The organism is Rhodococcus sp. BP-261 (genome assembly GCF_019835205.1).
GTDB lineage: Bacteria > Actinomycetota > Actinomycetes > Mycobacteriales > Mycobacteriaceae > Rhodococcoides > Rhodococcoides kyotonensis_B.
Genome location: NZ_JABUCO010000008.1, coordinates 1 through 19,190, shown reverse-complemented (window position 1 = coordinate 19,190; position 19,190 = coordinate 1). Strand labels below are relative to the sequence as shown.

Below are 19,190 nucleotides of genomic sequence, written 5' to 3'. Positions count from 1 at the left end.
ATATGGACCTGTGCACACGTATACCTTGCACGCGCCTGACGGCAGTCGCAGAATGAACACTGTTTCGCCGGGGCGAAAGGGGAACATCGGTGAGCACCGTATCGATCGACACGTACGACTTGGAAGAGGCCGAGGAAGTCTTCAGCGCGGCATATTCCAAGATGCATTTCTCGGCTCCGCCCGGGACGCCCACGCACACCAAAGTCGAACGATCCCAGCTCGATAACCTGACACACGACGAGATCGACTTCAACTACGAGTTGAAAGCGCATGTCGACCCGCTGCCGGACATCGCGCTGTGCCGCGTGCACTCGGGCATCCTCACCCAGCAGTACCCGGGCGGACACCTGGAGGGTGCACGGGCCGACGAGATCACCGTTGTCGGATCACAGATCGGTAAGCCGTTTCAGATCAACGCTCACAGCGCGCACTACGACGTCGTCACCATCGACCGTGCCCGGTTCGACCGCGCGGCAGGCGGCTCGTCGGCGATCGGTGAACCATCTCCGGCAACGCTGACCGGAACAAGTCCGATCTCTCCCGAGGCCACTGCACACTTGATCTCGGTGGTCGACCACATCACGCGCGATGTGATGCGCAGCCCGTATGCGTCATCCAGCCCGTTGGTCATCGACAGCGTCTCGAACTATCTGGCGTCGGCCCTGCTCCAAGCTTTTCCCACCACTGCACTGCTCGAGCCGACCATCGAGGATCGCCACGACAGCACCCCCGCGCTACTGCGTAAAGCCATCGCCTTCATCGACGACAATGCCGAGCGCAGCATCGCCATGAGTGACATCGCCGAGTCGATCTACGTCAGCCCTCGGTCACTGCAGTACATGTTCCGCAAGCATCTCGACACCACACCGACGGAATACCTGCGACGCGTCCGCCTTCACCAGGCCCACCTCGAACTCGTCGCCAGTGATCGCATGCGCACCACCGTCGGCCAGATCGCCGCCGGGTGGGGCTTCGGGCACCTGGGCCGTTTCGCCAGCTATTACCGACAGCACTACGGAGTCAGCCCACATCAGACGCTGCGACGCTGACAACCGGATCCTTGTACAGATTGCGAACGAAACACGACACGTTCGTCCACTCTGCGCATGGCTGCCCCTCGTAACCACCGTGGAGACCTGCTCGCGGTTACGCTCATATCGGGTCGAACACACCGGCTCCGGCGGTGTTTCGTTCGACCTTCTTCACTTCCCTCTCAGCGCACCGCCGAACGGTCGTCTACCCCTCGGCAGCCCCGTAGCCCATCGAATTCCCTGCGATCGGTGAACGGGACTGCAGACGACCAGAGCCGCAGACCCTCCGGGGTCTGCGGCTCGCGGTGTTTCTGACACAAAGCATGCTTGTGGAAACCCAGATATCTTCGGCGTAGACGTCGCGATCACTACAACAGCGACAGCACGAAGGCCGATGCCGACGCGTTCGGTGGTGTCGACATCGCGGTCAACACCGCGCAGGCTTCGAGCCCCGTGTCGCGGTGAACAGAATCCAAGGGACGTCGCCGACGACGGCAGTCATCGACACCGGCTGTTTCGCGTTCGTCACCGCAGAATCGGGGCGTAATCACCATGGGCAGGTGGTTGTCCTGGACATCGACGAGGACGCTCCGCTGGCACCGGTTCAAGCATTGTAATTGCGTCACACCAAGTCTCGACTACGACAGGCGCTACTCGACAACCTGAAACCACCGCGCGCGGCACCGATAACCCTTGGCAAGGAAGCCTAGGCTAACCTGAGAGTCCGATCCACGACTCGACAGGAACACCCTTGACTCTCCGAACGACCCTCCGCGCGGCCGCGGCACTGACCGCTGCTGCGGCGGTAGCCGTCACCCTGGCAAGCTGCAGCTCGTCCGAACCCGAGGACACCGCCGCGCCGACGTCCGCCGCATCCGACGCCTCCTTCCCGGTGACCGTGCAGCACATGTACGGCGAGACGACGATCGAGACCGTCCCCGAACGGGTCGCCACGTGGGGCTTCGGCACCACCGACGCAGCTCTCGCGCTGGGCGTGGTTCCGATCGCGATGCCGACGGCCGATTACGGCGGCGGCGACGACCTCACCTACCCGTGGGTCAAGGACAAGATCGACGAACTCGGCGGCGAGGCGCCCGTCCTCTTGGACAACGCGACCTACGAACTGCCCGTCGAGCAGCTTCTCGCGACCGATCCCGATGTTCTTCTCGCGCCGCACTCCGGTCTCACCCAAGCCGAGTACGACGCGGTCACCGCAGCCGGCATCCCGGTCATCGCACCACCCGAAGAACTCTGGTCGACGCCGTGGCGCGACGTCATCACGACCACCGGTACCGTTCTCGGACGCGTCGGCCAGGCGCGTGACGTCGTCGCCGATCTCGACAAGCAGGTGTCCGACGCCGGGGCCGAACACCCCGAATTCCGCGGCCGCACAATTGTTTACGTGTCGGAAGCCGAGGACGTGTACTACCTGCTCCTGCCCTCCGATCCGCGCGTGGAGTTGCTGACCAACCTCGGCTTCACGTCGGCGCCGTCGGTGACCGAGTTGGCGACGGGCGAATCCCCCTTCTCCACAACCGTTTCCGCGGAGAACCTGTCGAAGATCGACGCCGACGTCGCCTTCACTCAGGTCGACACCGACGCCGATCTGCAGGAGTTCCTGTCGTCGACGACGTCGCGTCAGATCCCGGCCGTCGCCAAGGGTGCCGTGGCCGGCTTCGTCGGCGAGGAAGTCGGCTCGGCCATCCCGCCGACGGCCCTGTCCATTCCGTATTTCTTGCCGACGCTCGTCGACGGCCTCGCGAAGGCCGTTACGGTCGCGTAGGCGCCTTCGGCGCACGTGCACGGAAATACGTAGCCCGCTACGTATTTTCGTGCACGTAGCGTGCGGAGCCACACCATGCCGTACCTTCATCCCATGACGGCTCCTCGCACTGCCGACGCACGCCCGACCAGACACCTCACGGTTGCCGCCCTCATTGCACTCGTCGTCGTGTATCTGGCCGTCATTCAAGGCATCGGTTGGTTGATGTCGCGGGGCCTCGATGCGCAATACGCCGCGCCCACCACGATCGACGAATTGTGGCGTGGGATGACATTTTCCATCGCCCTGTCGGTGGTTCTGGTCTATGCCGTCGTCGCATATCTTCGGTGGTGGCGGCCGGTGTGGGTCGACGACCGACCGGTCCAACGCTGGCTTATCGTCGTGCCGATACTGATGCTTGTCTCGATTCTGGTCGTCACCGACTACTCCGGCCTCGCCGCGCACGGTGTCGCGTTCACGGCACTACTGCTGCTCACGTGTCTTCTGGTCGGCCTCGGCGAGGAGACCATGTTTCGTGGCATCGCCGTCACGTGCTTCCGCACCAACAACTTCAGCGAAGGCAGAGTGGCGCTGTGGAGCACGGTCATCTTCGGTGTCGCTCACGCCAGCAACATCATCTCGGAAGGTTCGAAGGCGTTCATCCAGGTCGTCGCCACGATCATTGCGGGCTACTTCTTCTACATCGTTCGCCGACGCACCCACGGCCTGCTCGTGCCGGTCATTCTGCATGGGCTGTGGGACTTTTCGCTCATCTCGGGTCAGACGACGCCGGGTGAGAGTCATCCGATCGCTGTGTTGGCGATACTCACCATGGTCGTGCTCGCGATCATCTTGGTCATCCGACGCCATCACATAGAACCTGCGGCGCCGGGCGTGGTGTCCCACTAGCGCACCATCCATCAGGGATTCCTGATCCGAAATGCAGGACTGGGACACCCGCGCCGGTTTGCTGACTGATTCGATGTGCGTCAATATAGATACGTGTCGAATCAAGAACCCTGCTGCCCCACCGAGCCTGTCCGTGATCCCCTCGGACGGGACGAGGCGTCGACGTTGGCGAGTGCGTTCAAGGTCCTCGGTGATCCGGTCCGGCTTCGACTGCTGAGTGTCATCGCAGCCCAGGCGGGTGGCGAGGCGTGCGTCTGTGACATCTCCCCCTCCTTCGACGTGTCGCAACCGACGATCTCGCATCATCTGAAGGTGTTGCGCGACAACGGTTTCGTCACCTCCGAGCGTCGCGGCACGTGGGTCTACTATCGAATCGTGCCGTCGGCGCTCACGCAACTGACGTCGCTGCTGACGGAGCTCGCGGGTACGGAGATCGCAGCATGAGCGCCGAAGCCCCGCCTACCGTCGTCGGAAAGCTGTCGACGCTCGATCGCTTCCTACCCGTGTGGATCGGTGTCGCGATGGTCGCAGGCCTGATCCTCGGACGCGCGATACCCGGGATGAATTCCGCGCTATCCGCGATATCCGTCGACGGCATTTCGCTCCCGATCGCCCTCGGCCTGCTGGTCATGATGTATCCGGTGCTCGCGAAGGTGCGCTACGACCGCGTCGCTGCGGTGACCGGTGATCGCGCACTCCTGATCTCGTCGCTCGTTCTCAACTGGCTGCTCGGCCCGGCGTTGATGTTCGCACTCGCGTGGCTGCTGCTGCCGGATCTTCCCGAGTACCGGACGGGTCTGATCATCGTCGGACTCGCGCGCTGCATCGCGATGGTCGTCATCTGGAACGACCTCGCCTGCGGTGATCGTGAGGCGGCTGCCGTTCTCGTCGCCCTGAATTCGATCTTCCAGGTGCTCATGTTCGCCGTGCTGGGATGGTTCTACCTCTCGGTACTCCCGGGATGGCTCGGCCTCGAACAACAGACGATCGACACCTCTGCGTGGCAGATCGCGAAGTCGGTGCTGATTTTTCTCGGCATTCCGCTCGTAGCAGGATTCCTCACCCGACGTCTTGGCGAAAAGGCAAGGGGCCGAGCGTGGTACGAGGACCGGTTCGTACCGGTCATCGCGCCGTGGGCTCTGTACGGACTGTTGTTCACCATCGTCGTTCTGTTCGCGCTGCAGGGCGACCAGATCACGTCGAAGCCGTGGGACGTGGTGCGCATCGCCGTACCGCTGCTGATCTATTTCGCGGTCATGTGGGGTGGCGGTTTCGCCCTCGGTGCCGCGCTCGGCCTGGGTTATCACCGCACTGCCACACTGGCTTTCACGGCGGCAGGCAACAATTTCGAACTCGCCATCGCGGTGGCGATCGCAACCTACGGGGCGACGTCCGGGCAGGCCCTTGCCGGGGTGATCGGCCCTCTCATCGAAGTTCCGGTGCTCGTAGGTCTGGTGTACGTATCCCTATCTCTCCGTGCACGTTTCGGAGACGGCGCACGCAATGTCTGATCCGGTGAGAGTCTTGTTCGTCTGCGTCAGCAACCGCGGCAAGTCCGTGATGGCCGAGCGCCTCGTCCCGACGATGACCACGTCGATCGCCGCGTCGTCGGCCGGCACCGCAGCGAAGATCGGCGGAACGGTCAACGAACTGTCCGCGACAGCGCTCGACGAAGTGGGAGCCGACGTCGCCGATCACCGACCACGTCAACTCACCGACGAGTTGATGCAGGCCGTCGACATGGTCGTCGTGGTCGGTCCAGCCGAGGTCACGCCACCACCGGGGGTGACGGTCGAACGGTGGGCCACCGATGAACCGTCGGAGCGGGGCATCGACGGGCTCGATCGGATGCGGCTGATTCGCGACGACATCGCCACGCGCATCCGCGCTCTCGTCGACCGCATCGAGCGGTAGGCGAGAGCGCGACGAAGCGCGACTCAGCAGCAGGCAGCCGACGCGCCCCCGCCGCCACCGCAACACACGGCAGCACTGTCGTTGTCCTGCAACAGCTTCGGGCTCGTCCCGAAAGTGTCGGAGTCGGCTAGCACGGTGTAGACCTCCCACTTCTCGCCGGCCGGCCCGGTGACCCACACCTTGTCCTGGGTGGCGAAGCAACACGTCGTACCGATCTCCTCGTCGGTGAACAGACCCTCACCGGTGAGGCGCGTGATCTCGGAGTGCACCTGCGCGGACGAGTCGACCTCCACGCCGAGGTGATTGACCGTGCCGCCCTGGCCTGGATTCTCGATCAGCACGAGTTTCAGCGGCGGTTCGGCGATGGCGAAGTTCGCGTAGCCGGGCTTGACCTTCGCGGGCTCGACTCCGAACAGCTTGGAGTAGAACGTGATCGATTCGTCGAGCTTGTCGACGTTCAGTGCGAGTTGTGCGCGAGACATGACCAGACCTCCACCTGTGAGACATATATCGAATTACTAGCGAACCCAGACTGCGCCACCTTTGCGACATATGTCAAGAAGGTTGTACGGTGAATGTCATGCCGAAGACGTTGCCGCTGATCGACACGACAGCTCCGATCTGCTGCGCACCTCTGGCGGCAGCCCCCATGGACAACGACGCGGCCCTGGAGGTCGCGTTGCGACTGAAGGCGCTCGCCGATCCCGCCCGGGTGCGGTTGATGTCGGTCCTCCTCAGCGCCGACGCCGGCGAGGTGTGCACGTGCGATCTCGCCCCTGCGGTCGAGCTGACGGAGTCGACGGTGAGCCATCACCTGGGGCAGCTCAAGAAGGCCGGCCTGGTCACGTCGACCCGTCGTGGCATGAACGTCTACTACTCGGCGAAGCCGGACGCACTCGATGCCCTGAGAGTCGTGCTCGATCCGAACTGCTGCCGCTGACCCGAGGCACCGCATGAAATGCTCGGCACCGAAAATCGGACTTGGTAGCGGCGACCGTTCGCGTGTTCGGCAAGATCTACGAGACCGATCGGTCGGGTAGTTTCTAGACCATGACTCCAACGTGGGTACAGGTACGAGGCGCGAACTACGGAACCATGGGCCGATCCATCAGCGGGACGGTCCACCGCCCCGACGGATCGTGGCAGCTGGTGCGTCATGTACCCGACGACACGTGGCGCTACGAAACCCAGCAGAACGAGCCCGTATTTATCGAAACCCCCACCGACCGATGGTCCCGCGACGCCGACGGGACGATGGTGCACGCAGTCAAGTCACCGAACACCATGTACGCGATCATGGGCATCGGATCGCCGTCCTTGTTGCTGCGCGCTTACGACACATTCCCGCCGAGAACGACCCACGGGTTCGACGACCAGCGTTTCGTCGACCCGAGCGCTCCCCGAGAAAGCAGCGTTCGCGGTCGGCCCGGATGGGAAGTGACCGCGCGCGACCACCACATGAACGAGGCCGTCACCTACGTGTTCGACGCCGAACTCGGAGTCGCCCTTCGGTGGCAGCGTGGCGAGGAGTGGATGGAGCTCTCCGATCCCACATTGGACGAGACTTTCGACGACAACCTGTTCCGGTGGACGGGACCATCGCGCCCAGCCGAAGACGAGATCGCAAAACACCAACGTGAGCACGAAAAACGTCAGCGCGAGCTTGCGAGCATTCCCCAAGCAATCCCGTCGTGGCTCCCTCTGACCACGCACGTCCAGTCCCTGTCCGGTAATCACCGCACCGGCGAGCTGACCCTGTCCATCGGTGGCAACGCGCCGCAATTCACTCTCCGGCGGTGGGTGACCGCCATCGGCGAACCGGCACTGGAGTGGCCGAGTGATTCGACGCCAGAACGGTACCGCCAGTCCATCGGCGACTGGACCTACGAGATACGTAGTTACAACGAGATCGACCACGACGACTGCCTCCGCATCGTCGACTCGATCGTTCACGTCGATCCACCCGACCGCGACCCAGCCGAGATCGTGGCCGAGCTCGAAGCAGAGGAGCACGACCGGCACGAAGCAGAGGTGCTTGCGACGCTCGGAACCGGCAGGATCCTTACCAACCACCTCAAAGGCGAATCACTGTTCATCCGAACGGATTTCAGCGACGACGACGCCTGGCGCGCCATCGCGACCGCAGCGATGGCCCCTGTTCCACAAGGCAACGACGTCGAGTTCTCCGCGTACCTCACTTGCATCGACAATCCGGAGTACGACGGAATGACCGTCGATGACCTTCTCGGCGCGATCGGTGAACCACCGCCCTACTACGCGTTCCTCGTCGATTCCGAGACGGTCGGCAACCCCGAGATGCCGATCGTTGTCGTCGACACCGGCCCGGGCGATCCGGATCGCCCGCGCGGCAGAACCTTTCGCGTCATCCCGTCGCAGATGTCGGGCGTGGAGAACAATCTGTCCATCGCGAACATGGACTTCGAAAGTTTCGCGGACAGCGTCGACGACGACGGTGTCTTCCGCGGATTTCCCGAACCGCCGCGTCCCGTCGAAGAGGTGACGACGCGCGAGATCGCCGACTGGATTGCAGGCGACCTTCACTCGGAAGCGTTGAAGGAACTCCACGCCGTGCTCGACGGACGGAAGTATCGCTACCCGGTGCAGCTGTTCGACGTCGAATTGTCGGAGGTGCACGCGCAGGTTCGCGATGCACACCCGGGAAATCAGCGCGGCCTTCTCGGTTTCGACGAGTATCTGCGGGCAACGGAATCGGGTGGGCCAGCGTTGCGGGGGTACGCTCCTGCCCACAGTGCGTCCTGGCATTTCGTGCTCGACCGCGACTCGCACCGACCCATTGCCGCCTACAGAATCGAATACCAGCCGTACACCCCGCCACCCGAGGAAGACGGTGTGCCGCGGACACCGAGGTTCGAGGTCCCGTTCGTGAACACGGAGCCCGTATCGGAGTCGCATCTAACCGATGACGACGATCTCGTCGACCCCGAGGTGGTCAAGCGCGCAGTTCTGGCCGAGGCCGCTCGGCTGCACGATGGTGCCGAGCTCAGTGGGGGTAATCCTCTGCCGCAACGCATCCCGCGGCTGCCGGGCTACCGTATCGGCTGCCACGTTCGAATCGACGGTGAACACGCGTTCTACGTCGCCATCGTCACCGACATACACGACGAGTTCCTCGTCATCGAAGTTCCGAATACAGGACTGCGCATCGTCGGACCAGGGGAACCCTGAGCGTCAGCTCGCGCCCGCCGCCCGGGCCGTGGTGAACGAGCGGTACAACCGGATTGAGTTGGCGCACGCCCATCCTGCAAGGATGGGCAGAACGAAACTTGCCGCCGCCCAGCCCGTCACCATGGTCACTACCACGACGGCGGCCGCGATCAGGGTGATGCCGAAGGCGTCGATCTTTGTGCCGATCGACGAATCGGGTGCGGCACCTCTGCCGGGGAAACGGGGTGAATCGGCTAGTGTCCTCACTGCATCGACAAACGCAGCGGTTCCCGCAATGCCCATGAACGAGAAGAAGACCACTTCTTTAAGCGTGAAATCCCAGCCGACAAGCGGGTCGAACAGCCCACGCACCATCGACACGATGGTTCCGATGCCCGCAATGAAACCCAGATACAACAGGACGATAGGGCCCACCAACCCACTGAAACCCCTGCGACGCGCCATAATTGCAGGCTATCAACTCGATGAGCCGCGCCCGGTGTGTCTTCCAGTTGGCATCATTTCCTACGCGATGAGTGATGACTCGCGTAGCGTTTCAGCCTCGCGAACGATCACCAGAGCCACGGGAGTTCCGGCTCCCGCGGCAGAAGCACTTTTCGATGCCGAATCAGCATGTCTGCAAATCACCAGCTCTGAAGCTTCGAAATTCGGTCGGCAACTGCAGTATCGGGGAGGGTGATTTGATAGCCCATTCGACGAAGAGCCCCGACCGCCTCGGACGGGGCATCACGAACGACTGCGCGAGTTTGAATACGACGCCACCTCTCACGACCCTCGTGGACTGCGTCGAGCCATGTTGCCTTGCTATCGAATTGGCAGTCCTCGATGAGGAATTGGACGAAGTCTTCCAAGCAAGGACGAAACCGGTCACCCCCGAGCGGGAGATGCAAGGACTCGAGACTGTGTGGCGTCTTATGCTTCAAACGCGACAGAATATGGGAGAACGCACCCCGGTGTGCATGTACATGTAGGTGAGCAGTGGGTTTTCGGCGCGCGTTGCGCTCGTACTCCAGTCTGACCATCGGCGTCTTGTCGATCGCAGCCACCAACCTGTAGGTCGAATTCTCTACCGCCAAATATCGGTCCTGCGAGTCGAGACAGCACTTGATGGTTACCCCTAGGAACGCGAGCGGGTTAGGGGAAGAACCACCTCGAGGCGGCGCCTGCGTAAGGGGAACCGTCGCCTGGATGACGCTTCGAGGCTTGTCCGATCTAGCGCTCACCGTCACTTCCCAATCGGTCGACGGGAACGAGGCGTGAATCAGCTCAGCGGTTTCACTGGCGAAACTATTCGCCCTGTCGTGAAATTCTTCGACCGCTGTCTCCGAGTGAACAGGGGCGCTAGCAGTCGGTAAGGAGGAACTCGATTGATTCAAGGTCTTCCCATGCTTGCCATTCGTCACCTACAAGAGCGTACTGACTGGCTTTGTCCGCGAACTCGGAAAGAGACATACCGTGCTTGGCGAGAATCAACTCTCGGCGCGCTACCAACTCAGCCGGGGTGTAACTCGTTACTGTAGTCATCGGTTAGTCCTTTCTACTCGTTCAGCTGACAGCGACTGTGTCGATTGGACCAGTCTGACACGTGCAGCATCGGGGTGTAGACAAAGTATGCGCTTCGGCACCGACAGGCCGCGTCGGCACAGGTCTCGATTGTGGGCCCAGCTCAGCGCCCACGTCAGTAGCGCACCACCCCTCCGGCCTTACCCCTCCGTGACGTCTTCGAAGTGCACGGTGACGGCCGTGTCGTCGATGTGGTGGCCGAGCAGGTCGGTCAGCGTCGTGCGCGCGAGGTTGCCGAGGTCGAGCCCGACCGCATGCAAGTCGGTGCCGTACGCACCCGTCACGGTGATGGCGGCCCCGATACATGTGTGCCCGTCGAGCTCGAGGTCGACGGCGATGGGGTCGGCGCCGTGCACGCCGAGCAGAGCGCGTCGCACGGTCAAGCGCACGATGTGGTCACTGATGCGAAGGGTGTCGTGCCCCTGCTCGACGGACTCAGCCGGGTAGGTGGCGTCGACCGGCCAGGTGCGACGCGTGGTTGCCCGCACCTTTGCGAGCACCGAGCTGCTGATGTCGACCCAACGCGGTTCGCGATCGTGAGCCGAAAGCTCCTGCGCTGCTCGGGCGAGGAGAGCGTCGTCGGGTTCGTCGGGGGTCATCTCCATGTCGACATCCTTGCGCTCAGTGTGGTTCGGGCTCGTTGCAGTTGTCCGCGCACCGCGCCGGGCGACATGGACATGATCTGCCCGATTTCCACGTGGGTCATGCCTTCGACTTCCCGAAGGAGCCATGCTGATCTCTGACGGTAGGGCAATTCGGACAGCGCCGCGTCCAAGGCCGCCATGAACCCGGAACTCGCCGCCTGCCGTTCGGGGTCGCCGGAGGGGTCGTGGTCGGCCCGTTCGAACACCCAGTCCTCGGCCGGGGAGATGGCGCGTCGACGACGGTGGTCGACGACCTTGTGCGAGACCAGGCTGAACAGCCATGTCCGCAGGCTCGACGCGCCCCGAAAGTTCTCGAGCCCTTTCCAGGCTGCGACGAACGCGTCTTGGACGACCTCTTCGGCGGCCCCGGAGTCGCTGAGGAGGTTGCGGGTGAAGCGATACATGTCGGGGCCGTAACGCATCACGATGGCCTCGAACGCTTGCCGATCCCCCAGGACAGCCGCTGCGATCAGCGACTGATCCGACGCATCGCCGCCGCGTCGTCGCCACGCAGTGTCACCTGCATCGATGTCGTGTCCATCGTCGAGCATCCCCACGTTCCTTTCGAGGACCGCCCGACGCGTCCCACGGAATCGGCGGATGCCGACCCCGTTTCACAGTGCTCTGTTGTACCTCTGGGTTGTTCCGTCCAAACATCCCGGGTTTTCGGCCTTCACCAGTGTGATCCAGAACACGTATATCGGACGTGCGCTTTCCACGAGTCGCCACGACCAATCACCGAAGAACACACAATCGAACGAAGGGATATGGACGATGACCACCACGCAAGCAGCACCCACCGGCACGGCCCCCGCAACCACCACGAAGACGAGCCCCAAGCCGGTCTCCGATTCGGCATTGGTCAGCTCGGACGGCCGCACCACCATCGCGGACACGGTCGTCTCCAAGATCGCCGGCATCGCCACCCGCGAGGTCCAGGGTGTGCACGATGTGGGCGGCGGAGCTGTCCGGGCCATCGGTGCGCTGCGCGAGCGCATCCCGGGTGCACGCGTCAACCAGTCCCAGGGCGTGTCGGTCGAGGTCGGTGAGCGGCAGGCAGCCGTCGACATCGACATCGTCGCCGAGTACGGCGTCTCCATCGCCGACCTGGCCGCCGGAATCCGTCGCAACGTCATCACCGCGGTCGAGCGGATGACGGGCCTCGAGGTCACGGAGGTCAACATCACCGTTCACGACGTCTTCCTCGACGACGGCAGCGACGACACCGACGAAGCGGCAACTGTTCGCGTCCAATGACATCGGGTGACAGCGACAACGGCCGTTCCCGCCCCGACGTGGGCGGGGACGACGTCGACCTGTCCGAGGCAGTCGCCCGTACCGTGACGGCCACCGACGGCGTCGCGGGTCTGCACGGCGGCATGTTCGGAGAAGTGGCGACCTATCTGCCCGGTCGCCGCGTCGCCGGAATCCGGTTGGACCACAACGGGATCGACATACACATCTCGCTGCTGGCCGGTGCGCCTTTACGTGAGACGGCCGACGCCGTGCGCCGCGCAGTACACGCGGTCGCCGACGGTCCCGTGCACATCACCGTCGAGGACGTCGTCGAGGTGGCGAGTTCGTGACAGGTCAGGAGAGGTCGGCCGAACAGCGGCGTGCTGCTGCACTGAAAGCAGCGCGCCGCGAGATCGCCCGCACTCACCACCCTGATCGCGGCGGCGACCCCGACACGTACATCCGTATGCTCGCCGAGCTCGATCGCCGGCAGACCGTGCGCCCGACCTCGGGTGCAGCAGGGGTGCAGGGCATGTCTCGCCGCTCATTACGGCGTCGGGCGTGGCGCCGCACTATCGACGCCGTACGCCGCAAGGTCCGGCGTCGACTCACCGGCTCGTCCAAGCCGACACCGCGCTGAACACCCTGTCGGACATAACCATTCATTCCTTACACGTGGAGACCACATGAGAACGTCGACGATCGGACTTCTGGCAGGCTTGTTGATCGCCATTGCGGCTGCCGCGGGCGGCTTCACCGGATTCCTTCTCGCGCTGCTTCTCGGGGCGGGTGGCTACCTCTACGGCAGCTACCGCGACGGCGAGGTCGACCTTCAGTCGATCCTGCGGGGCCGTGGCCGTGGCTGACACGACCACCACCCTGGACGGTGGCGTCGCGCCTTCTGGTGCGACCGTCACCGATGCGCCGACGACGGCGTTGCGGGAACCGGATGATCGTGGTGCGCTGACCATCCGGGATTCGGTTGCCGAGACCATCGCACGCAAGGCGGCGCTCGCGGTGCCGCACGTCGTAGCGAAGTCGACAGGCTTGTCGAAACTGACCGGCCGCGGTCTGCCGCGTGTCGAGGTCACGATTCGCGGAGACCACATCCGAGCATCGCTGGACGTGGCCATCGTGTGGCCGGCACCCACGACGCGAACCGCTGCGCAGATCCAGGACAGCGTCGCCGCGGACCTCGCCCGATACACCGCATTGACGGTCGACACGGTCGACGTCACCGTCCTCGTCGTCACCGCAGAAGCAGTCGCGGCTGCGTCCGATTCTTCGATGTGGCAGACCAGGAGAGTGCAATGACCGCTCCGACCACGATTTCGAAAGACACTGCAAAACCGCCGGTTTCGGATGCGGCTGTCGCAGAGAAGAAGCCACTCGGCAGTGGTGCCGCGGCTGTGTTCGCGGTCCTGTTGGCTGCGGCCGTCGTCGCGGCCGGGGTGATCGCAGGCCGCGATGCCCTCATCGCCGCGGGCGCTCTGACCGGCGACAGGTGGATCGACGCCGGTCTGCTCTGGCTCGACGGCCTCACCGCGCAGAATTGGATGGCGCCTGCCGGCATCGGTGTCGCCGTGCTCGGTGTCGTACTCCTCGTCGCAGCCGTCGCGCCGCGTCGACGCCCGTATGTCGCGACTTCGATCCCGGGTGTGTGGCTTCGTCGTCGCGACCTCCCGGCGCTCGCGCACGCGGCCGTCGTCGATATGGCCGCGGTGACGTCGACCCGGGTTCGGGCTACGCGACGCAAGGTCTCGGTGGCACTGACGGCACATCCCGGAACCGACTGTGCCGCACTGCAGAAGCAAGCAAAGACGGCCGTCGACGACGCGTTGTCCTCGCTGACGAAGCCACCGAAGGTCACCGTTTCGGCCTCCACAGGAAGGACCCGCTCATGAACCGCGCAACCATAGCGTTCGACCGCATCGCAGTGGCGCTCGTGGGCCTGGCCTTGATCGCCGTCGGCGTAGGAGCAGCGGCATGGCAGTGGGGTTACCTGCCGGAGACGCGCCAGCGCGTCGAAGTTCCGTTCGCCGAGAACACGATTCAGGCGACGTGGTGGCCATGGGCTCTCGGAGCCGGCGCCGTCGTCCTCGTACTCGTCGGGCTTCGGTGGTTGTTCGCGCATCGGCCCGGCCGACGTGTCGGTCGCCTTTCGGTGTCGTCGACGGGTGATCAGGCCGGACAGTTGTCGGTCGACGTCGACACCATCGCGCGATGCGCAGCCGACGCCTTGGCCGCGTCCGATCACGTCCGAAGTGCGCGCGGCACAACGCGTTCCGATCGAGGAGAACGCGTCGTCGAACTGACTGCCACCCTCGAACCCTCCCCGTCGGCCCTCGCCCAGACCGCCCCGGTCCTGACCGACACGACTCGGGACATCGCACTCTCGCTCGACGACACCCGCGCGTCGACCCGCATCCTGTTGCGCCTCCCACCACCGGCACGGGATCGCCGTGTCCACTGAGTCTCGCGCTGTGCCCGTTGCGGGCTTCGACGCCCGCCTGAATCAGCTTCTCGCCGAGCAGGCCGAGAAAGCCGGCGAAACGGTGGACACCTTCATTCGGCGTGCTGTAGTGACTCGACTGGTCGAGGCGCTGAAAGCCGACGAGGAATCGGACGTCGGGCAGCTGCTACGCCACCTGCAATCCAATTTCGACAGCGGTAAGGACGGTTCCTCCGACCCGTCTCTGGCCGGTACCGCCATCCACGATCCCGAGCGCTTGCGCGCTGTCGAGGCCACGGGGTTGCTCGACACGGACGTCGAGGAGCGATACGACCGGCTCGCCGCGATGGCGTCGGATGCGTTGTCGGCGCCCGGCGCAGCGATCTCACTGTTGACCGACGAGCGCCAGTTCTTCAAGAGCGCGATCGGGCTACCGTCCGAGCTCGACGGTGCGCGCGACATCCCGCTGGAGCTGTCGATGTGCAAGTACGTCGTCAACGCCGGGGAAACGGTGGTCGTCGAGGACGCGCGACTCGACCCCAATTACAACGACCACGCAGCCGTCACAGGCGAGCTGATGGTGTCCTACCTCGGAATCCCGTTGTCCGACAACGACGGACATGCCGTCGGGACACTCTGCGTCTGGGATCAACAGCCCCGCCAGTGGACTACCGGTCACGTGCAGCTTCTGCAGGACTTGGCGTGGATAGTGCGCGAACGCATCTTCGAATAAGCACATCGGTGACTTGTGCTTGTCGAGATGCGGCGCGCACCGCTAGCTATCGACCTCACCTTCTTGGACCGAACTCACCCACCCCGACGAACGAGGCCGTGACTTCCCATAGTCCGCCGGTTCAGCTCCACGGCGAACAGCGCATTGGCCGTCTTCGACTGCCCGTACGCGGTCCAGCGATCGTAGTCGTCGCGAAAGTGCATGTCATTCACTCGGATTGGTGATTGAAGATGCCCGGACGACGACACCACAACTACTCGACAGTTGTCCGCAGTGGTGCCGCGGCTGCGGTTGCGGTCCTGTTGGCTGCGGCCGTCGTCGATATGCCCGCGGTGACGTCGACCCGGGTTCGGGCTACGCGACGCACGGTCTCGGTTGCACTGACGGCGCACCCCGGAACCGACTGTGCCGCAATGCAAAAGCAAGCAAAAACGGCCGTCGACGACGCGTTGTCTTCGTTGACGAAGCCGTCGAAGGTCACCGTCTCGGCCTCCACAGGAAGGACCCGCTCATGAACCGCGCAACCATAGCGTTCACCGCATCGCAGTGGCGCTCATGGGCCTGGCCTTGATCGCCGTCGGCGCAGGGGCAGCGGCTTGGCAGTGGGGTTACCTGCCGGAGACGCGCCAGCGCATCGATGTTCCGTCCGCCGAGAACACAATTCAGGCGACGTTTCCTGTCGACCACCAGGGGTACACGGACGTATCGCCTGGAAGCCGTAGTCGAGACCGCGCTGCCGCGTTGACGCGGGCGTCTGTCTACCGCACCGAGTGTTCTGCGCACTCGTGTAGCACCGAGAGACTACATATTCGGAGGTCGAACAATGGGTTCGAGGCTACGTCCGTTGGCCGAACAGGTCATCGTCATCACCGGCGCATCCAGCGGAATCGGGCTGGTCACCGCTCGCACGGCCGCACGTCGCGGCGCCACCACCGTGCTCGCTGCCCGCAACGAGGACGCACTGCGCGATCTCGTTCGTGAGATACAGGACGGAGGCGGGCAGGCGACCTACGTCGTGGCCGACGTCGGCAAAGAACAAGATGTGCAGAAGATCGCCGACGTCGCCATCACCGAGTACGGGCGGTTCGACACCTGGGTGAACAACGCCGGGGTGTCCGTCTTCGGCAATATCGTCGACGTGTCGATAGCCGACTACAGGCGCGTGTTCGACACCGTGTTCTGGGGTGTGGTCTACGGCTCGCGCGCGGCCATGGCACATTTCGCCACCCGCAAGCCCGATGATCCTGGCGCGTTGATCAATGTCGGTAGCTTCTTCGGCGATCGAGCAACCCCCGTCCAATCGACGTACGGGAGCGCCAAATTCGCTGTTCATGGCCTGACCGAGGCACTACGCGTCGAGGCCGCCCACGAGAAGACGCCGGTGTCCGTCACACTCGTTCACCCCGGACGCATCGACACCCCGTACAACGAGCACGCTCACAGCTACCAGGACACGCAGCCCGCACATCGAGGGATGATCTACCCACCGGAAGCCGTCGCGAAAGGCATTCTGTTCGCGGCGGAACATCCCAAACGAGACGTCTACGTCGGTGCGCAGGCCAAATTGCTCGTCATGGTCTCGAACGTCGCGCCGCGCGCGGTGGACAGAATCATGCGTGATTATCAGTACTGGTCTCAGCACGCCGATCGGCCGTCGAAGCCCCGTGACGAAAGCGCCTTGTACAACGCCGGTTTCGGTTTGCAGGAGCGCGGAACCCACGAAGGGTACGTCCGCGCACGCAGTTGGTACGTCACGGCGTCGACGTTGCCCGCCGCTGCGCTGGTCGCCACGGCCACCGTGGCCGGAAGCGTGGCCGCGGCCGCCGTCTCCATTCTTCGCCATCCAAGAACAAGCTTTACGACGACGGGACGCTGAACGCGGCCTGCGTCGTCGCCGAGGCGCTGGGAATCAGCACGCCGTCACAGCAGGAAGACGACGAGCGCTCCGGCGGTGAGGCCCACAACGGCAGCAAGGAGGAGGAAGCGTAGATCGGTGCCACGCGTTCGGTTCGGCAGTCGGTTACTCATGGGAGGATTTAACAGCATAAACGGGGTTTGTGCTTGCTCACATCCGAAAACCGGTCGCTCGTCCGATTCGGCTGCGGCCTGCCTCGCTGCTACGCGCCGATCACGACCCCGCAGGCTGGCGTACCTGTTCGGCGCGTCAAACGCGATTACGGCTATGCCCAGCAGCGCCGCGAACCCCTAACCGATCTAGGGAAACTCACGGGCCGGAGAAAGCACCTAGTTCGACACCGACATACCCGAGTAGGGATCTTGCGGTCCTGCTCGATACGGTCTGCCTTAAGCCTTGTGACCCTAGTGCCCCAACAGTAGCGACACCCACCGCGGACCCTCCGACCGACCTTCCGCTTTTTCACCATAAGCGCGAGCGACTCGTCCTGACACGCATTACGGGATCGTCAGAATAGGACCACAACAAGCCCCCCCCCGCAACAGGCCCAAGCCAGTTAAAAACCAGGAGGATCTGCAAGTCGGCTGCTCGCATCGTTCGCGAGCCGCTCCGCAAGCGGGATACGCTTGCGCTAGAACCTGGACTACTCGCCGACGACCGGAAGTCATCCAATCGGATGACCGCAACCAAACCTACGTACTACTGCCAGGGCCATCCCGGGTGTCAGATTGTTGGACATTAGCCGCCTCGGGCGACCAATCGCTTCTGCGCGCGACGCTATCTTTGAGAAAGTCGCGATGCGGCTTCGGCGCCACGTGCGTGGCGAAACTGACCCACCACGCTGGCGGCTCAAACAAATAGCGAGCAAGCCAAGCTCGGTACAAAAGGAGCGACGCCACGACGGTAGTGGCGACCAAAGCCAACGCCATGCCGATCGCGAAACCGACTGCGACAGCGCCCAAAACAATATCGAGAGCTACAACAAGAACGATCAGCAGTGGGTAATGGACTAGATATATTGGAAGTGTCTTTCGACCGACAGAAGCCAACGCCGACACACGAGACAGCATAACGCTAGCACCAATACCGGCAAAAGCCCCGAGCACCGCCAACGCGAATGACACGTGTCCTACCTCCGACCATCCTTTAATCTGCGCCGTGGCCGCAACTGCAACCCAAGTTGCAGCGGCGGACCCTCCCGTCACCGTAGTTACCCTGCCCGCGACGACAGACTTAATCTCATCGCTCCAATAGGCTCCAGCGACGAAGAAAGCGTAGTACGAAGCAACGCCCCGCCAGCCCAAGCCGGCAACCTGCACCACAAATTCGTCTGCAGAGGCCGGGAGGCACCTAGCAGCGAGCGCGACGATGGCGGCAAGCGCGAGCTGCGCTCTTCGGTCAACGTTTCGCGTCATCTTCGCAAAGAGAAACATCACGGCGAGGGCCCAAAGAAACCAAATTACTCCGGGTACGCGAACGGGAGACAGAGCCAGTGCGAACACCTGTCTAGGAAACGAGAAATCGTTCTGAAGATATGACGCAGCAAGCGCTTTCGTTGGCTGCTCCAAGATGGTCCACACAAGGTACACCCAAGCCAAAAAGGCCAACTTTCCTTGAACAAGTTGTCGCCATGATCCGCGCAACCACTTAGCGGCGAACAAGCCGGACAGCAGGAAGAACATCGGCATCCGTAGACCTGACGGCGCTCATCGAAATTCATCACTGACGCTCACTGAAATTCATCACCCGTGTGGCACCGCCAACGAGGGCGGGTCTCCAACGAAGCTGATGGTCTCTGACCACGCACCAGCTACTCGAAGGAGA

General features: G+C 63.4%; 24 protein-coding genes. 19 read left to right on the top strand and 5 right to left on the bottom strand.

Annotated elements, in window-relative coordinates:
* Positions 1-89: 89 nt before the first annotated feature.
* The 7 genes from HQ354_RS25895 to HQ354_RS11590 all read left to right on the top strand — a co-directional run bounded on the left by HQ354_RS25895 (position 90) and on the right by HQ354_RS11590 (position 5,616).
* A complete protein-coding gene (locus tag HQ354_RS25895; protein WP_084423724.1) occupies positions 90-1,049 on the top strand; it encodes a helix-turn-helix transcriptional regulator in 960 nt (319 codons plus the stop codon).
* 443 nt (positions 1,050-1,492) lie between these two features.
* A complete protein-coding gene (locus tag HQ354_RS11615) occupies positions 1,493-1,648 on the top strand; it encodes a hypothetical protein (protein ID WP_174551411.1) in 156 nt (51 codons plus the stop codon).
* A gap of 134 nt (positions 1,649-1,782) precedes the next feature.
* On the top strand, positions 1,783-2,814 hold the full coding sequence (locus tag HQ354_RS11610) for an ABC transporter substrate-binding protein (protein WP_222634697.1): 1,032 nt from the start codon (positions 1,783-1,785) through the stop codon (positions 2,812-2,814).
* Between the two features lie 93 nt (positions 2,815-2,907).
* Positions 2,908-3,702 (top strand): type II CAAX endopeptidase family protein, encoded by a 795-nt coding sequence (locus tag HQ354_RS11605; protein ID WP_068426277.1) that lies wholly within the window; start codon positions 2,908-2,910, stop codon positions 3,700-3,702.
* Positions 3,703-3,795: 93 nt separating this feature from the next.
* Positions 3,796-4,146: a helix-turn-helix transcriptional regulator gene (locus HQ354_RS11600; RefSeq protein WP_068425740.1), complete on the top strand. Its 351-nt coding sequence runs from the start codon at positions 3,796-3,798 to the stop codon at positions 4,144-4,146.
* Positions 4,143-5,213, top strand: coding sequence for an ACR3 family arsenite efflux transporter (gene arsB, locus HQ354_RS11595; protein ID WP_068425743.1), 1,071 nt, complete (start codon positions 4,143-4,145; stop codon positions 5,211-5,213). The genes HQ354_RS11600 and arsB overlap by 4 nt, the downstream gene beginning before the upstream one ends.
* Complete coding sequence (locus HQ354_RS11590; protein ID WP_068425746.1) at positions 5,206-5,616, top strand: low molecular weight phosphatase family protein; 411 nt, start codon at positions 5,206-5,208, stop codon at positions 5,614-5,616. The genes arsB and HQ354_RS11590 overlap by 8 nt, the downstream gene beginning before the upstream one ends.
* Before the next feature lie 23 nt (positions 5,617-5,639).
* Here the strand turns inward: HQ354_RS11590 and HQ354_RS11585 are convergent, their stop codons facing one another.
* Entirely contained in the window at positions 5,640-6,098 is a 459-nt protein-coding gene (locus tag HQ354_RS11585) for an ArsI/CadI family heavy metal resistance metalloenzyme (protein ID WP_068425749.1), read from the bottom strand.
* Positions 6,099-6,196: 98 nt separating this feature from the next.
* On the opposite strand from HQ354_RS11585, the gene HQ354_RS11580 reads away from it, so the two are divergent.
* Both HQ354_RS11580 and HQ354_RS11575 read left to right on the top strand, forming a co-directional pair.
* On the top strand, positions 6,197-6,556 hold the full coding sequence (locus HQ354_RS11580) for an Rv2640c family ArsR-like transcriptional regulator (RefSeq protein WP_068425752.1): 360 nt from the start codon (positions 6,197-6,199) through the stop codon (positions 6,554-6,556).
* Between the two features lie 110 nt (positions 6,557-6,666).
* Positions 6,667-8,823, top strand: coding sequence for a hypothetical protein (locus HQ354_RS11575; protein ID WP_174551412.1), 2,157 nt, complete (start codon positions 6,667-6,669; stop codon positions 8,821-8,823).
* A 3-nt stretch (positions 8,824-8,826) separates the two neighbouring features.
* Here HQ354_RS11575 and HQ354_RS11570 read toward each other — a convergent pair whose 3' ends face one another.
* The 3 genes from HQ354_RS11570 to HQ354_RS11560 form a co-directional block, all read right to left on the bottom strand.
* The gene (locus HQ354_RS11570) at positions 8,827-9,237 is read right to left on the bottom strand and encodes a hypothetical protein (RefSeq protein WP_157105296.1); all 411 of its coding nucleotides are present in this window, start codon (positions 9,235-9,237) and stop codon (positions 8,827-8,829) included.
* Positions 9,238-10,526: 1,289 nt separating this feature from the next.
* Positions 10,527-10,991, bottom strand: coding sequence for a hypothetical protein (locus tag HQ354_RS11565; protein ID WP_240930872.1), 465 nt, complete (start codon positions 10,989-10,991; stop codon positions 10,527-10,529).
* Positions 10,982-11,581 carry an RNA polymerase sigma factor gene (locus HQ354_RS11560; RefSeq protein WP_068425771.1) on the bottom strand — a complete coding sequence of 200 codons (600 nt, stop codon included), beginning with the start codon at positions 11,579-11,581 and terminating at the stop codon, positions 10,982-10,984. Before HQ354_RS11560 ends, HQ354_RS11565 begins: the two co-directional genes overlap by 10 nt.
* 223 nt (positions 11,582-11,804) lie before the next feature.
* On the opposite strand from HQ354_RS11560, the gene HQ354_RS11555 reads away from it, so the two are divergent.
* From HQ354_RS11555 to HQ354_RS11510, 10 genes are all read left to right on the top strand, one after another.
* Positions 11,805-12,287, top strand: a complete 483-nt coding sequence (locus tag HQ354_RS11555; RefSeq protein WP_068426286.1) for an Asp23/Gls24 family envelope stress response protein — start codon at positions 11,805-11,807, stop codon at positions 12,285-12,287.
* Positions 12,284-12,616, top strand: a complete 333-nt coding sequence (locus HQ354_RS11550) for an Asp23/Gls24 family envelope stress response protein (protein WP_261768692.1) — start codon at positions 12,284-12,286, stop codon at positions 12,614-12,616. The genes HQ354_RS11555 and HQ354_RS11550 overlap by 4 nt, the downstream gene beginning before the upstream one ends.
* Positions 12,613-12,906, top strand: coding sequence for a hypothetical protein (locus HQ354_RS11545; RefSeq protein WP_222634696.1), 294 nt, complete (start codon positions 12,613-12,615; stop codon positions 12,904-12,906). The genes HQ354_RS11550 and HQ354_RS11545 overlap by 4 nt, the downstream gene beginning before the upstream one ends.
* A 46-nt stretch (positions 12,907-12,952) precedes the next feature.
* Entirely contained in the window at positions 12,953-13,132 is a 180-nt protein-coding gene (locus HQ354_RS11540) for a DUF2273 domain-containing protein (protein WP_068425778.1), read from the top strand.
* On the top strand, positions 13,125-13,580 hold the full coding sequence (locus tag HQ354_RS11535) for an Asp23/Gls24 family envelope stress response protein (protein WP_222634695.1): 456 nt from the start codon (positions 13,125-13,127) through the stop codon (positions 13,578-13,580). Before HQ354_RS11540 ends, HQ354_RS11535 begins: the two co-directional genes overlap by 8 nt.
* Complete coding sequence (locus HQ354_RS11530; RefSeq protein ID WP_222634694.1) at positions 13,577-14,170, top strand: DUF6286 domain-containing protein; 594 nt, start codon at positions 13,577-13,579, stop codon at positions 14,168-14,170. The genes HQ354_RS11535 and HQ354_RS11530 overlap by 4 nt, the downstream gene beginning before the upstream one ends.
* Positions 14,167-14,739, top strand: coding sequence for a hypothetical protein (locus HQ354_RS11525; protein ID WP_222634693.1), 573 nt, complete (start codon positions 14,167-14,169; stop codon positions 14,737-14,739). The genes HQ354_RS11530 and HQ354_RS11525 overlap by 4 nt, the downstream gene beginning before the upstream one ends.
* The gene (locus tag HQ354_RS11520; protein WP_308115190.1) at positions 14,729-15,451 is read left to right on the top strand and encodes a GAF domain-containing protein; all 723 of its coding nucleotides are present in this window, start codon (positions 14,729-14,731) and stop codon (positions 15,449-15,451) included. Before HQ354_RS11525 ends, HQ354_RS11520 begins: the two co-directional genes overlap by 11 nt.
* Before the next feature lie 230 nt (positions 15,452-15,681).
* On the top strand, positions 15,682-15,966 hold the full coding sequence (locus HQ354_RS11515; RefSeq protein WP_222634692.1) for a hypothetical protein: 285 nt from the start codon (positions 15,682-15,684) through the stop codon (positions 15,964-15,966).
* Between the two features lie 308 nt (positions 15,967-16,274).
* Positions 16,275-17,327, top strand: coding sequence for an SDR family oxidoreductase (locus HQ354_RS11510; protein WP_222634691.1), 1,053 nt, complete (start codon positions 16,275-16,277; stop codon positions 17,325-17,327).
* Between the two features lie 731 nt (positions 17,328-18,058).
* On the opposite strand, the gene HQ354_RS11505 is transcribed toward HQ354_RS11510, so the two are convergent.
* Positions 18,059-19,054, bottom strand: a complete 996-nt coding sequence (locus HQ354_RS11505) for an acyltransferase family protein (RefSeq protein WP_261768691.1) — start codon at positions 19,052-19,054, stop codon at positions 18,059-18,061.
* Positions 19,055-19,190: the final 136 nt, after the last annotated feature.